This window comes from Bradyrhizobium sp. 604_D8_N2_3 (genome assembly GCF_051810765.1).
Lineage (GTDB): Bacteria > Pseudomonadota > Alphaproteobacteria > Rhizobiales > Xanthobacteraceae > Bradyrhizobium > Bradyrhizobium barranii.
The window spans coordinates 9,152,685-9,165,896 of sequence record NZ_JBPWPM010000001.1; the positions used below are offsets into that span (position 1 = coordinate 9,152,685).

The window sequence follows — 13,212 nt, forward strand, 5'->3', positions numbered from 1 at the left end:
TGTTAGCGCGCGCGGCTGCCCGTCCCATACCAACGGCCGCGCGCGCCTTTTTATCAGCCGTCATTGCGAGGAGCGAAGCGACGAAGCAATCCAGACTGCCGCCACGGAGACGGTCTGGATTGCTTCGCTTCGCTCGCAATGACGGGGGAAGGACCATTATGCCCCGCTTCATCTCCCCCCTCGCTGTTGCACTTGTCGGCCTCATCCTGTTCGGCGACGGCGCCTACATCCATGCCAAGGCATGGCTCGCCCAGGTGCTGCTGGAGCGCGCGTTCGACAGGAGCGTTACGACCGGCGGCGTGGTCAAGCCATGGTCTTGGGCCGACACCTGGCCGGTCGCGCGGATCGAGGTGAAGCGAATCGGGGCCAGCGCGATCGTGCTGGAAGGTACCAGCGGCCAGGCCCTCGCGTTCGGACCCGGCCATATCCACCAAACGGCTGATGCCGGCGAGCGCGGCGTTGCGGTATATGCCGCGCACCGCGATACACATTTCCGCTTCCTGCGGAATGTCGCCATTGGTGACGTAATCGATGTCACACGCCGTGACGGAAAGCACTTTCGCTATCGGGCGGATTCCTCCGCTGTGGTTCGCTTCGATGAGTCCGGCATCGATCCCGCGACGCAGGATGTCGAACTGGTGCTCACAACCTGCTGGCCCTTCGACGCCGTCACGCCCGGACCCGAGCGCTACACCCTGCATGCCACCTTGATCGAAACAGGTGAATAGCGGTTCGCAATCGGCCATCGGGGATCGATAGAGACCGCGCCGAACAGCCGGGGAACCGCGCTTGATCGGGCCGCTGAACTGGCGTCGTCTCCCATAGACCTGTAAGAACAGCCGATTGATCTTTTGACGCTGTAATTTTCAGGACAACCTGTAATGGACGACGAGTTCAGGCAGCGCCTCGAACAGCGGCTGGAGCAACTCGAAAATCGTGTCGCGCTCCTGGAACGGAATCAGGACCTCATTGCTGCCGGACAGAGACGATCCTCGCTGCGGAGCCTCTGGCGACGACCGCCGATGTGGACCTTCGAGCAATATCCGCCGCGCCTGCTCAACCTGACTGTCTTCCCGCCTGCGCCTGCGATCCCGGCGAATGCGCCGCGGATCACGATGGTCACGCCAAGCTACAATCATGCGCAATATCTCGACGCCACGATCGAGAGCATCGTCAGTCAGAACTATCCGAAGCTGACTTATCACGTGCAGGACGGCGCCTCGATCGACGGCACGATCGATCTCCTGAAGAGCCGAGGTGAGAGCATCAGCTGGACGAGCGAGCCGGACAAGGGGCAGTCGAACGCCATCAATCTCGGCTTCGCCGGTGCCGATTGCGAGATCATGGCTTACCTCAACAGCGATGACATGCTGCTGCCCGGAGCGCTCGCCTATGTCGCCGACTACTTCATGTCGCATCCCGATGTCGACATCGTCTACGGCCATCGCGTTTTCGTCGATCGCGAGGGGCTCGAGGTCGGACGCGCCGTGCTGCCGCCTCATGACGGCAAGGCTTTGCAATATGCCGACTACATCCCGCAGGAGACGATGTTCTGGCGCAAGCGCGTGTGGGAGAGGATCGGGCCCATCGACGAGAGCTTCCACTACGCGATGGACTGGGATTTCATCCTGCGCGCGCAAGCCGCGGAATTCAAGTTCGTGCGCCTGCCGCGATTTCTCGCCTGCTTCCGCATCCATGATGCACAGAAGACGGCTTCGACCTACGCGCTCGGCGTCAGGGAGATGGGCATCCTGCGGCGCCGCGTTCTCGGCTTCGATCCGACGCAGATGCAGATCCGGCGCGCCATCGCTTCCTATCTCGCGAAGCAGTTGGCGTATCACTACGCCTACAAGCTGCGCCTGCTGCATTACTGAACGATAGCAGAGGCGTGATCACCATTTGAAAGAATGCGTCACGCAGTCGTGGCACGTCGTCCGATCGTTCGCACTTTCGCCAAAAGTCTGGTGATGCTAGCCTTGTCGCGAAGCACGCAGCATTCCGCCACGCGGCATGGAGCCATCACGATCAGCCCCGCCAGACGCCGGCGCAAGACAGGGCGCTGCAACAAGAACAAGAGGTAAAGCGCCATGGAAGCCCAGGTACCTGCTGCGTCTGTTTCTCCGCGTCCATGGTCTCCAGCGCCCGATGCCAGCGATGTCGTCAAGGGCATCCACGCCATGCTGCACCCGCACAACATCGTGCTGGTGGGCGCGACCGACAAGCCCGGCAATTATGCCGAGCGCATCTGGAACAACCTCGTCAAGTACGGCTACGAGGGCGGGCTCTATCCGGTCAACGCCAAGCGCGACACCGTCTGGGGCGTGCCCTGCTACAAGGATTTTGCGAGCCTCCCGGAAAAGCCCGATCACGTGCTGGTGCTGGTGCCCGCGCGCTTTGCCGTGCAGGTGATCCGCGACGCCGCCGCGGCCGGCGCGCGCTCGGCCACCATCGTCACCTCGGGCTTCAGCGAGTTACAGGATGAGGAGAGCCAGAAGCTCGCTGCCGAATTGCAAGCCGCGATACGCGAAACGGGGCTCGCCGTCACCGGCCCGAACTGCCTCGGCAATCTGAGCGCGGGCGAAAAGCTCTTCACCAATATCGACGACCGCGTCGTCACCATGGAACAGGGTGCGGTGGCGATCGCCGGGCAATCCGGCGCCATCGTCATGGCGATCCGGCAGGCGCTGGACGATCGCGGCGTCGGGGTCGGCTACATGGTGACGACCGGCAACGAGGCCGGGCTCGAGACGCCGGACCTGATGCGCTATTTCGCCGAGGATCCGAGCATCAAGGTGATCGTGGTCTACCTCGAAGGCGTGCGCAACACCAAGGCGTTTCGCGACGCCTGCAAGGCCGCGCGCGCCGCAAGCAAGCCGGTCATCGCACTCAAGCTCGGTTCGTCCGAGGGCGGCCGCGCGGCGGCGATGGCGCACACCGGTGCGCTCGCAGGCTCGATCGAGACGTTCGACGCCATCGCGACCCGTGAAGGCGTGATCCGGGTTGGCGGGCTCGACGAGCTGATCGAGACCACCGAATGCTTCGTTCACGCGGCCGTGCCCAAGGGCGACCGGCTCGCCGCGGTCACACTATCGGGCGGCAAGCGCGGCATGCTGCTTGACGCCTTCTATGCGGAAGGCCTGAACTTTGCGCCGCTGAGCCCGCACGTCGGCTCCGAACTGGCGAAGATGCTCGGGCCGGGCTCGATCGTGGGCAATCCGCTCGATGCCGGCTTTGCCGCGGTGGTCGATCCCTCCGTCTACATGAAGTCGATCGAGCTGATGATCGACGACCCCGATATCGACATCGTCATCATCGATGCCGAACTGCCCAAGGCGCCGCACGAGTTGCGCGAGCGCAATCTGCGCATCGTCGATGGGATGGCGAGCCGGGCCGGCAAGCCGGTGATCTACATCAGCGCGATGTCGGTCGGCTTCACCGAATTCACCAAAGGCTTGCGCAAATCGCTGCCGCATCTCGCGGTCATGCAGGGCATGGACCGCGCGGTGACCGCGATCAAATCGCTGCTCGACTATGCGAAGCTGCGCAAGGCAGTGCCCGACATCGCCTCGAGCTCGAAGCCTGCCGCCCGCGCCGTGCTGGAGAAGGCGCTGAAATCGGCGAGCGGTGCCGCGCTCGACGAGGTCGCCTCGAAGAAGCTGCTGAAGGCCTATGGCATTCCAGTCTCGAAGGAAGCGATTGCGCAGACGGCGGCGGACGCCGCGAAGATCGCGAAGCAGATCGGTTTCCCGGTCGTGGCAAAAGTCGTCAGCGCCGAGATCCTGCACAAATCCGACATCGGCGGCGTGGTGCTGAATCTCAACAGCGCCGCGGAGGTGAAGCAGGCATTCGCCGACATCACCGCGCGGGTGGCGAAGCTGAAGGGCAAGCCGAAGCTCGACGGCATCCTGATCGCGCAGCAGGTCAAGGCCGATCTCGAGCTCGTGGTCGGCGCCTCGCTCGATGCCGAGATGGGGCCGGTCGTGCTGTTCGGCACCGGCGGCATCGACATCGAGCTGATGAAGGACGTCGCGCTCGCCGGCGCACCGCTGGACGAGGCCGAGGCCCGGCTCCTGATCGGCCGCACCAAGGCCGGTATCAAGATGCGCGGTTATCGCGGCAAGCCGGCCTTGCACGAGGCCTCCGCGGTGAAAGCGCTGGTCGGCTTGTCCAACCTGATCGCAGATGCCGGCGACCGGATCGCCTCGATCGACGTCAACCCGTTCCTGATCAACACCAAAACGGGCGTCGCCGTCGACGCGCTGATCGTATTGAACAATGCTGCTGCAAAACGCGCGGCCGGGCATTGATGTCGCCTAAGGCGGATTGGCGGGTTACGCTTCCGCCTTCTCTTCGAGCTACGGCGGACAAGTCGTTAACCCGCCCGCTCTAGTATTGCGGCCGCAGCATCGTCCTTCCAACCACCCCGCTTTGGCCGTAAAATCGCCCTGCATGGCACGCGCGAGCAACCTCGTAATCGGAACGGCGACGCTGGCGGTCATCGCCGTGGCGTTCGGCGGCGTGCTCGGCGTGCAGAAATGGCGCACCGCCCAGAGCCGGAGCCAGTTGCGCGTGGTGTTCGAGGGCGGCTCCGCCAGCGGCCTGCGCCGCGGCGGGCCGGTCAATTTCGACGGTGTTCCCGCGGGCCAGATCCTGTCGATCAAGCTGGATAATCCGCGCAAGATCGTGGCGCTGGTGATGCTCGACAACACCGCGCCGATCCGCAAGGACACGGTTGCGGGCATCGAGTTCCAGGGTCTCACCGGCGTCGCCGCGATCTCGTTGATCGGCGGCGCGCCCTCCGCGCCGCCGGTGCCGCTGGATACGGACGGCGTCCCCATGCTGATCGCCGATCTCAGCGACGCCGAATCCATCGTCGACACTCTGCACAGCGTCGATCGCACGATCGTCAGCAATGCCCCTGCGATCAAGGACGGCCTGCGCACGTTCGAGAACTACACCGCCGATCTCAGAAGCAAGGGCGGCGAAATCGACTCCGTCATGGCCAAGGTCGACAGCGCCTTCGCAGGCTTCGACAAGGCGGTCACCAAGATCGAAGGCGTGGTCCCCGGCTTCGTCGACGGCAAGGCCGACGAGCTGTTCGAGAAGATCAGGGGACTGCACGAGCTCGCCGATGCCATGAAGAAGAAGTCGGCTGCCTACGTCGAGGACATCCGGCGCTCGCTGCTCGACGTCAGTGACGCCGCCAACAAGATGGCTGGCACGCCCTCGCCCGCCGCCGCCCCGCGCCCGCCGCGCAAGCCTCCGCAGAAGAAGCAGTGACGCTCTTTCTTATCCTCCCCTGGAGGGGGAGGATCGGATCGCATGCAGCAAAGCGAAATGCGATCCGAGGTGAGGCGAAAGTGCTTCCCAGCATGCAGTGCCCGAGTGGAGAGATCACCCCACCCCGCTCGCGCTTCGCGCGATCGCCCCAGCAACGCCCTACCACGCGTAGCGCACAACGCCCTTGCCGGCGTAGGAGCGGGTGACGTTCGAGAACTCGCCCTCGAAGGTCGCCGACGCAGACCAGCCGTTCATCCAGTTCATCTGCACCGCCGCCGTGGTCAGCGCGGAATCGCGCGCCAGCGCTGCACCGTTCACGACGAAGGCCGAGCCCGGCAGGGTCTGGAACACCGCGCCGACGGTGCGGTCCGGATTGTAATCATGCGCCCAGGCGACGCGGCCGCGCAGGGTCATCAGGCCACCGGCCGCGGCGAATGATTTGTCGGCGCGCAGGCCGAGCTCGGTACGGGTGCTGGTCACGTCCTTGGCGGCATAGTTGAGCGCGAAGGTGCTGTTGCCGACCACCGCGAACTCCGAATAGTTCGGAAGGCTGAACATGGTGGCCTGGGCCGCCGCATAGGGCGTGAGGCCGATCCACTGCGTAGCGTAGCGGTAACCGCCCTCGACACGGCCCGAGAGCGCATTTGCGTTGAACTGCGCCCGCAGCTGATCGACGCCGGCGGCCGTGACGATGCGGTTGGTCGTGACGTCCTGCCAGCCATAGGCCAGTGCGGCCGTGATATAGGCAGGTCCGGCCGTGTGACGAACGAAGGCGCCGGCCTGGAACAGGTCGGAGCGGCCCCAGCCGAGCCCGTTGACGTTGAAGCCGGTCCCACCGCCGGCAAGCGCAAAGCCCGCGATCGTCGACGGCGAGAAGCGATAGTCGAGGCCGACGGCAGTGCCATAGACGCTGCTGGTGGTGTTGTTCGAACCGAGCGCGACATTGCCGTCGGTGGTCTGCGAGCCACCATAGCCGGCCGCCCACACATCCCAGCGCTGCTCGAAGGTTGCGGCCGGTGCCTTGCGGTAGATCGAGGCGAAGGCGTCGCGCGCGTTCTTGTCACGCGCGCCCTTGCCGGTCGCGGCATAGGCATTCGCGCCCGGCTCGTCGGCATAGGGCGTCGGACCTGATGTGCCGCTACGTCCCGAGCCGAAGACATCGGTCAAGAGGCCGAGGAACAGGTTCATCGCATTGAAGGTCGTCTGCTGCGACCCCGTTGCCGGTTCGCCGGAGGCCTGGGTCAGGCCGTTGGGGCCGAGGCCCGCGAATTCGGCTTGAAGGAAGCCATTGGCGTTGAAGAAATTCTGAAGCGTCGTGGCGACGTTCTGCTGGTTGATGTTGAGCGCGTATTTCGCGCCATAGTTCAGCGTGAAATCGAGGAACACTTCGTTTGACCCGACCGTCGTCGTGCCGACTAGGCCACCCGGCGCGGCAACGCCGGCGAAATTACCGGTGGCGCTGCCGAAAAACTGCATGATCGAGTAGTGCTGCATTATCTTGCTGCCGGGATACAGCGCGACACCCACGGTCCCGTCCAGCGTGACGTTGCCGCTGACGAGCGCATGGCTCGTGCTGAATCCACTACCGGCCTGCACAACATAGACCGAGCCGGGCTGCAAGGTGAGATCGCCCTGGACCTGCATGCTTGAGCCCGGGCCGCCGTCGCCGGGCGCATAGATGCCACCGGTGGCGATAACGGTGTTGCCGACAATCCCGGCGCCGAACAACGCACCGCCGGCATTCACGGTGGTCAGGCTCGATTGCGAGATGTCGCCATCAACCCGCAGGATGCCGCCATTCACCGTCGTCGTACCGGTGTAAGTGTTTGTGCCGGAGAGGATCAGCGTTCCGCTGCCGACCTTTTCCAGCGAGCCGGAGCCGATGAAACCACACCCGCAGGGATCGTAGTCGCCGATGACGCCATCGACCAGCGCGGAGCGGTTATTGCTGCCGACGACGAGCGTGTTGCCGCCACCGATATAGTAGGTGCCATTGCCTTCGATCGAACCGGCCGTGATGCGGCCGTCGCCGTTCGGGCCGAGGCTGATCCCGAAATCGACGACGCCTGTGCCGGTGGTGATGAAGCGCGCATTGCCGCCGGTGGAATTATCGAAGAACTCGGTCTTGCCACCGTCCTTGGTGACGATCGTGGCGTTGCCGGCCGTCGTGAACGCACCGAAATTGGTCAGGCCATCGGCCTCGTTGATAATGGTTGCATTGCCGGCGGTCGCAGTATCGGACCCGGACAGCGTACCAAACACGGTCCCGCTGAAATCCTTGTTCACGATGGTCGCGGAGCCCGCCGAGGATTGATCGAGGAACGCGGTGCCGCCGCCATTCTGGTTGGTGATGTTGGCCGTGCCCGCATTGGTCCGGCCAAAGAAGCCGGTCAAGCCGCCGTCATTGATGATGGTCGCCCGGCCGGCCGTGGCGGTGTCGGTGCCGCCCCCGAGCGGATCACCGAAGTACAGCTGGCCGTTATTGGTGATCACCATAGAGCTGGCGGAGGTCGCGTTGAGGAACATCGTCGTTCCGGAGATAGCGTTCAGGAGCGATGTAATTCCCGACGTATCGGCATTGACGATATTGAAGAGGCCCTCGTTGTTGACGGCGCCAATGATGCTCGCGGTGTGGGTGGCGTCACCGAGTTGCAGCGCTGCGCACGAACAGATGAAAGTGTCGCCGGTATAGGTGTTGGCGCCGAGCAGCGCCAGGATGCCGGGTCCCTGCACGGAGATGCCACCACTGCCGGTGATGCGCGAGGCGATGACGGCCGATGGGTCTGTCGTGCCGGTGACATCGTTGGTGAAGAACGTCGTCCCCCCGGAGGCTAGCCTGAGATCGCCGCCCTGAATGGTGTAGACAGAACCGTCGCCGGTGAGGTCGAAGCCCACGAGGCTGGTGAGCTGCACGCCGCCTGGCGTAACCGTCACCGTGCCACCGCTTGCCGGCGTCGAGACTCCCGAGTAGCCGAACACCGTGCCGACTGACGAGGGATCGTAAGCAGTGCTGGTCGAACCGAAGACGTCCGTCCAATTCGTGGTGGTGGTGTCCCAGACGCCGCCTCCGCCGTTGACGGCGCCGTTCGGCGTGGTCTGCGACCCGTTGAAGATTTGCTGCGCTGCTGCGGGGCTCGCCGCCGCCGCCGCGCTCAAGGCGAGGCCGATCCAGAATGCCGCGCGAACAGCGGTGGCACGACGCGAGCAACCCCGCCCGCTCGATGGCAACCAAGCCCCCACGCTCTTCCCCTCACCCGCGGCGCTCCCCAGCGGCGCCGCGAGGAACTTAGGCCATGAGGCTGGCCGGTAGAACTACGGTTCCTCGAGAATCAGCCAACGGGACCGCAACTTGGGCAGATTCAACAACTCATGTTGCAACCGAGCCACGGTTTTGCCGGGCTCAATTCCTACCCCGCGCATGCGCCCATGCGTCAGAATGTCCGTTCCATGTACGGCTGTTCACATCTTGGCTGATCATCCAGGGCCGCGCCCCGTGCCCCCATTCCTCGGTGCATTCGCATGAATGGCAAGCGCGCCGTCCGCAATAGCTCAGTAATTGCTCGGGGCCGACCCATTCGGGATGCCGTCGATCGGACATTCCTCCGTCCCCGGCGTCGAGCGGGTCATCGCCTCGACCATGTCCCGCGTCCCTTCCGGGTCGGCGATCCAGTTCTTGTAGAAATCATAGGGGCAGGCCGCGACGCCGCGCGGGCTTTCGCCGGAATTGATCATGCCGGTGTAGCCGCGGTGGACCAGCTTGTAGAGATGGTTCTGCGACTGGCCGTTGCGGCGCGCATCGCGGATCAGATGTTTCGACAGCTGGGCATATTGGATGCCGTAGTCCTCCTCGCCGCACTCGCCGAGCGTCCGGCCGTCGAAGCCGATGATCGCGGAGTGACCGAAGTAGGAATAGACGCCGTCGAAGCCGGCGGCGTTGGCGACGGCGACATAGACGTTGTTGGCCCACGCCATCGCCTTGGAGATCATGACCTGCTGCTCTTTGGCCGGATACATGTAGCCCTGGCAACGCACGATCAATTCGGCGCCCTTCATGGCACAGTCGCGCCAGATCTCCGGAAAGTTGCCGTCGTCGCAGATGATCAGGCTGACCTTCATCCCTTTCGGGCCGTCTGAGACATAGGTGCAATTGCCGGGATACCAGCCCTCGATCGGCACCCATGGCATGATCTTGCGGTACTTCTGGACGATCTCACCCTTGTCGTTCATCAGGATCAGGGTGTTGTAGGGCGCCTTGTGCGGATGCTCCTCGTGGCGTTCGCCGGTCAGCGAGAACACGCCCCAGACCTTGGCCTTGCGGCAGGCCTCCGCGAAGATCGCGGTCTCTTCACCTGGCACCGCCGAGGCCGTCTCGTACATCTCCTTGGAGTCGTACATGATGCCCTGGGTCGAGTATTCCGGGAAGATCACGAGATCCATGCCGGGCAGGCCCGCCTTCATGCCCACCAGCATGTCGGCGATCTTGCGGGCGTTGTCGAGCACCTCGGCCTTGGTGTGCAGGCGAGGCATCTTGTAGTTGACCACTGCGACGCCGACGGTGTCGTTGCTGCTGGAAATGTCACCGTGAAGCATTTGGGCCGCTCCTGTCTTTTGTTCGTTTGATGTTGGCGCGTGGCGTTAGTGGCTGATCATCCAGGGCCGCGCGGTCGGAAAGCCCTTGGCGCCACTCCTGGTCTTGGTCATCAGCCGCGCGGGCTTTGTCTTGTCCGTCGAGCTCTTGTCCTTCACGGTCTTGCCCGACGAGCAGCAGCCGCAGCCGGGACCGTGCGAGGCCTTGTATTGCGCGAGCGTCTGCGGCGCATGCGTGCTGCGCTCGTTGACGGCGTGCGCCTTGCGCTTCTCCGCCGGCATGCAGAAGAAATTCGGCGCGGTCAGGATCACCCGCGGCGCCATCGTCTCGCAGTGCGGACAGCTTTGCGGATCGTCGCATTCCGCCATCGGGCGCAGGTCCTTGAACGGCCCGCAATCGTCACAGAGATATTCATAGACCGGCATCGCATCATCCCTACGCTGTTGCCTGTGAGAGAATTCCCGCGGCGGATGCGGGGCTGCAAAGTCGCGCCGTCCCGCATCCCGTCGCGCAGGGAGACTATTTGTCCGGCGAGATCGGCATCTGGATATCGCCGGTGATGTGCTTGATCGGTCCTGCCGCCGACGGCATCACGTCGAAGTCGAAGATTTCGGTCGGCAGCCATAGCGTGGCGCAGGCATTGGGAACGTCGACCACGCCGGAGATGTGGCCTTGGCACGGCGCGGTGCCGAGGATCGAATAAGCCTGGGCGCCGGAGTAGCCGAACTTCTTCAGATACTCGATCGCGTTGAGGCAGGCCTGGCGATAGGCGATGTGGACGTCGAGATAGTGCTGCTTGCCCTGCTCGTCGACCGAGATGCCCTCGAAGATCAGATAGTCCTTGTAGTTCGGCGTGATCGGCGACGGTTTGAAGATCGGGTTCTTGATGCCGTACTTCGCCATGCCGTCCTTGATCACCTCGACCTTCAGATGCAGCCAGCCGGCCATCTCGATGGCGCCGCAGAAGGTGATCTCGCCGTCGCCCTGGCTGAAATGCAGATCGCCCATCGAGAGACCCGCACCGGGCACATAGACCGGGAAGTAGATCTTCGAGCCGCGCGAGAGATCCTTGATGTCGCAATTGCCGCCGTGCTCGCGCGGCGGCACGGTGCGCGCACCCTCGGCGCCGATCTTGGCCTTGATGTCACCCTTGGCGCGGCCGCCATGGGCGGTCGGCGCGAATGGCGGATTGGCGAGGCCGGGCACGCGGGTCGGGTTGGTCGCGATCAGCTCGGCCTCACGCTTGTTCCAGGTCTCCAGCATCTTCGGATCGGGCAGGCAGCCAATCAGGCCAGGATGGATCAGGCCGGCGAAGTTGACGCCGGGCACGTGACGCGACGAGGTGTAGAGACCCTTGATGTCCCAGATCGACTTCTGCGCCAGCGGGAAATGGTCGGTCAGGAAGCCGCCGCCGTTCTGCTTGGAGAAGAAGCCGTTGAAGCCCCACAGGCTCTCCTTCATCGGGCCGACATCGAGTAGGTCGACGACGAGGAGGTCGCCGGGCTCGGCGCCCTTGACGCCGATCGGGCCGGACAGGAAGTGCACGATCGACAGATCGATGTCGCGCACATCGTCGGCGGAATCGTTGTTCTTGATGAAGCCGCCGGTCCAGTCATAGGTCTCGATGATGAAATCGTCGCCGGGATTGACCCAGGCCACGATCGGGATGTCGGGGTGCCAGCGGTTGTGCACCATGTCATTATCGTAAGCCGATTTGGTGAGATCGACCTTGATCAGTGTCTCTGGCATCGAGATGCTCCCCTTTTACTGCGGTTGGTTAGACGGATAGATATTTCGAGACCTGCGCGGCATCGACGGCGTCGCGCGGATCGTCGCGCACGATCTCGCCGTTCTCGATCACCAGCACGCGGTCGGCGATATCGAGCGCGAAGCTCAGGACCTGCTCCGACACCACGATCGAGAGCCCCTTTTCGTCGCGGATGCGCTTCAAGGTGCGCGCCATCTCCTTGATGATCGACGGCTGGATGCCTTCGGTCGGTTCGTCCAGCAGCAACACTTTCGGCTTGGTCGCGAGCGCACGCGCAATCGCGAGCTGTTGCTGCTGTCCGCCGGAGAGATTGCCGCCGCGGCGGCCTTTCATTTCCAGCAGCACCGGGAACAATTCGTAGATGTCGGCCGGCACCTCGGTCCCGCCGGAGACGACGAGGCCGGTCTCGATGTTCTCCTTCACGGTCATGGTCGAGAAGATCATGCGGCCCTGCGGCACATAGGCGAGGCCCTTGGCGACGCGCTCGTAGCTCGGCAGACTGCCGAGCTCGGCGCCGTCCATTGTCACCGAACCGCTCTTCGCCGGCAGGATGCCCATCAGCGACTTCATCAGCGTGGTCTTGCCCATGCCGTTGCGGCCCATGATCGCAACGATCTCGTTGGGCGCGACCTTGACGTTGAGCCCGTGCAGCACCTCGCTCTGGCCGTAGGCGACGTGAAGATCGGAAATTGCCAGCATCGTCGCGCGCTCCTTACTTCTTGCACATGATCTTGTCCGGAAACCGGACGCCACTTTCCGGGATCATGTGCTAATGGCCCAGATAGACTTCGACGACCTTGGGGTCGTTCTTCACCTTTTCCATGGTGCCCTCGGAGAGGATCTGCCCCTGGTGAAGCACGGTGACCTTGTGCGCGATGTCCTCGACGAATTTCATGTCGTGCTCGATCACCAGCACTGAACGGTTCTTGATGATGCGGTTGAGCAGCTCGGCGGTCTTGGTGCGCTCGGACACACTCATGCCGGCAACGGGCTCGTCCAGCATCAGCAGATCCGGATCCTGGATCAGCAGCATGCCGATCTCGAGCCACTGCTTCTGGCCGTGGCTGAGCAGATCGGCGTTCACGTTGAGCCGATCCTTCAGGAAGATCATTTCGGCGACTTCGTGCACCCGGTCGCGCACGGCGGCGTCGCGGGTGAAGGTCAGTGCGCCGAATACCGAGCGGCCGCGCGGATAGGAGATCTCCAGATTCTCGAACACCGTGAGATCGTCGTAGATCGAGGGGTTCTGGAATTTGCGGCCGACGCCCGTCTTGACGATCTCGTTCTCCTTCATCCGGGTCAGCTCCTTGCCGCGGAACTGGATCGAGCCTGAGGTTGCTTTGGTCTTGCCGCAGATCAGGTCGAGCACGGTGGTCTTGCCGGCGCCGTTGGGACCGATGATGACGCGGATCTCGTTCTCGTCGACGTAGAACGAGAGGTCGTTGACCGCCTTGAACCCGTCGAACGACACGGTCAGCGCTTCGACGGCGAGCAGGAATTCCTTGGGCTGGTGACCGACGAGCATGATCTATCTCCTCACTGCCAGCGTGGCATCGGCATCGTGGCGACCTACGAG

General features: G+C 63.7%; 10 protein-coding genes. 4 read left to right on the forward strand and 6 right to left on the reverse strand.

Going from position 1 to position 13,212, the window contains the following annotated elements; all coding sequences use genetic code 11:
* The first annotated feature begins 158 nt into the window (after positions 1-158).
* The 4 genes from AB7245_RS43965 (at position 159) to AB7245_RS43980 (ending at position 5,280) form a co-directional block, all read left to right on the forward strand.
* The gene (locus tag AB7245_RS43965; protein WP_085404015.1) at positions 159-728 is read left to right on the forward strand and encodes a class GN sortase; all 570 of its coding nucleotides are present in this window, start codon (positions 159-161) and stop codon (positions 726-728) included.
* A gap of 153 nt (positions 729-881) precedes the next feature.
* On the forward strand, positions 882-1,874 hold the full coding sequence (locus AB7245_RS43970; protein WP_085404016.1) for a glycosyltransferase family 2 protein: 993 nt from the start codon (positions 882-884) through the stop codon (positions 1,872-1,874).
* A gap of 213 nt (positions 1,875-2,087) precedes the next feature.
* Complete coding sequence (locus tag AB7245_RS43975; RefSeq protein WP_085404017.1) at positions 2,088-4,307, forward strand: acetate--CoA ligase family protein; 2,220 nt, start codon at positions 2,088-2,090, stop codon at positions 4,305-4,307.
* 142 nt (positions 4,308-4,449) lie between these two features.
* Positions 4,450-5,280 carry an MlaD family protein gene (locus AB7245_RS43980; RefSeq protein ID WP_085404018.1) on the forward strand — a complete coding sequence of 277 codons (831 nt, stop codon included), beginning with the start codon at positions 4,450-4,452 and terminating at the stop codon, positions 5,278-5,280.
* 159 nt (positions 5,281-5,439) lie between these two features.
* Here the strand turns inward: AB7245_RS43980 and AB7245_RS43985 are convergent, their stop codons facing one another.
* The 6 genes from AB7245_RS43985 to urtD all read right to left on the reverse strand — a co-directional run bounded on the left by AB7245_RS43985 (position 5,440) and on the right by urtD (position 13,161).
* Entirely contained in the window at positions 5,440-8,436 is a 2,997-nt protein-coding gene (locus AB7245_RS43985) for an autotransporter outer membrane beta-barrel domain-containing protein (RefSeq protein WP_135215590.1), read from the reverse strand.
* Positions 8,437-8,829: 393 nt separating this feature from the next.
* Entirely contained in the window at positions 8,830-9,870 is a 1,041-nt protein-coding gene (locus AB7245_RS43990) for an aliphatic amidase (RefSeq protein WP_028155256.1), read from the reverse strand.
* Between the two features lie 45 nt (positions 9,871-9,915).
* A complete protein-coding gene (locus AB7245_RS43995) occupies positions 9,916-10,293 on the reverse strand; it encodes an FmdB family zinc ribbon protein (RefSeq protein ID WP_085404020.1) in 378 nt (125 codons plus the stop codon).
* Between the two features lie 94 nt (positions 10,294-10,387).
* Complete coding sequence (gene fmdA / locus AB7245_RS44000) at positions 10,388-11,617, reverse strand: formamidase (protein WP_085404021.1); 1,230 nt, start codon at positions 11,615-11,617, stop codon at positions 10,388-10,390.
* Positions 11,618-11,645: 28 nt separating this feature from the next.
* Entirely contained in the window at positions 11,646-12,335 is a 690-nt protein-coding gene (gene urtE, locus AB7245_RS44005) for an urea ABC transporter ATP-binding subunit UrtE (RefSeq protein ID WP_085404022.1), read from the reverse strand.
* Positions 12,336-12,405: 70 nt separating this feature from the next.
* Positions 12,406-13,161 carry an urea ABC transporter ATP-binding protein UrtD gene (gene urtD, locus AB7245_RS44010; protein ID WP_085404023.1) on the reverse strand — a complete coding sequence of 252 codons (756 nt, stop codon included), beginning with the start codon at positions 13,159-13,161 and terminating at the stop codon, positions 12,406-12,408.
* Positions 13,162-13,212: the final 51 nt, after the last annotated feature.

Coding starts and splice junctions, on each gene's coding strand:
- AB7245_RS43965 (WP_085404015.1), top strand. CDS start 159: ATGCCCCGCTTCATCTCCCCCCTCGCTGTTGCACTTGTCGGCCTCATC.
- AB7245_RS43970 (WP_085404016.1), top strand. CDS start 882: ATGGACGACGAGTTCAGGCAGCGCCTCGAACAGCGGCTGGAGCAACTC.
- AB7245_RS43975 (WP_085404017.1), top strand. CDS start 2,088: ATGGAAGCCCAGGTACCTGCTGCGTCTGTTTCTCCGCGTCCATGGTCT.
- AB7245_RS43980 (WP_085404018.1), top strand. CDS start 4,450: ATGGCACGCGCGAGCAACCTCGTAATCGGAACGGCGACGCTGGCGGTC.
- AB7245_RS43990 (WP_028155256.1), bottom strand. CDS start 9,870: ATGCTTCACGGTGACATTTCCAGCAGCAACGACACCGTCGGCGTCGCA.
- AB7245_RS43995 (WP_085404020.1), bottom strand. CDS start 10,293: ATGCCGGTCTATGAATATCTCTGTGACGATTGCGGGCCGTTCAAGGAC.
- fmdA (WP_085404021.1), bottom strand. CDS start 11,617: ATGCCAGAGACACTGATCAAGGTCGATCTCACCAAATCGGCTTACGAT.
- urtE (WP_085404022.1), bottom strand. CDS start 12,335: ATGCTGGCAATTTCCGATCTTCACGTCGCCTACGGCCAGAGCGAGGTG.
- urtD (WP_085404023.1), bottom strand. CDS start 13,161: ATGCTCGTCGGTCACCAGCCCAAGGAATTCCTGCTCGCCGTCGAAGCG.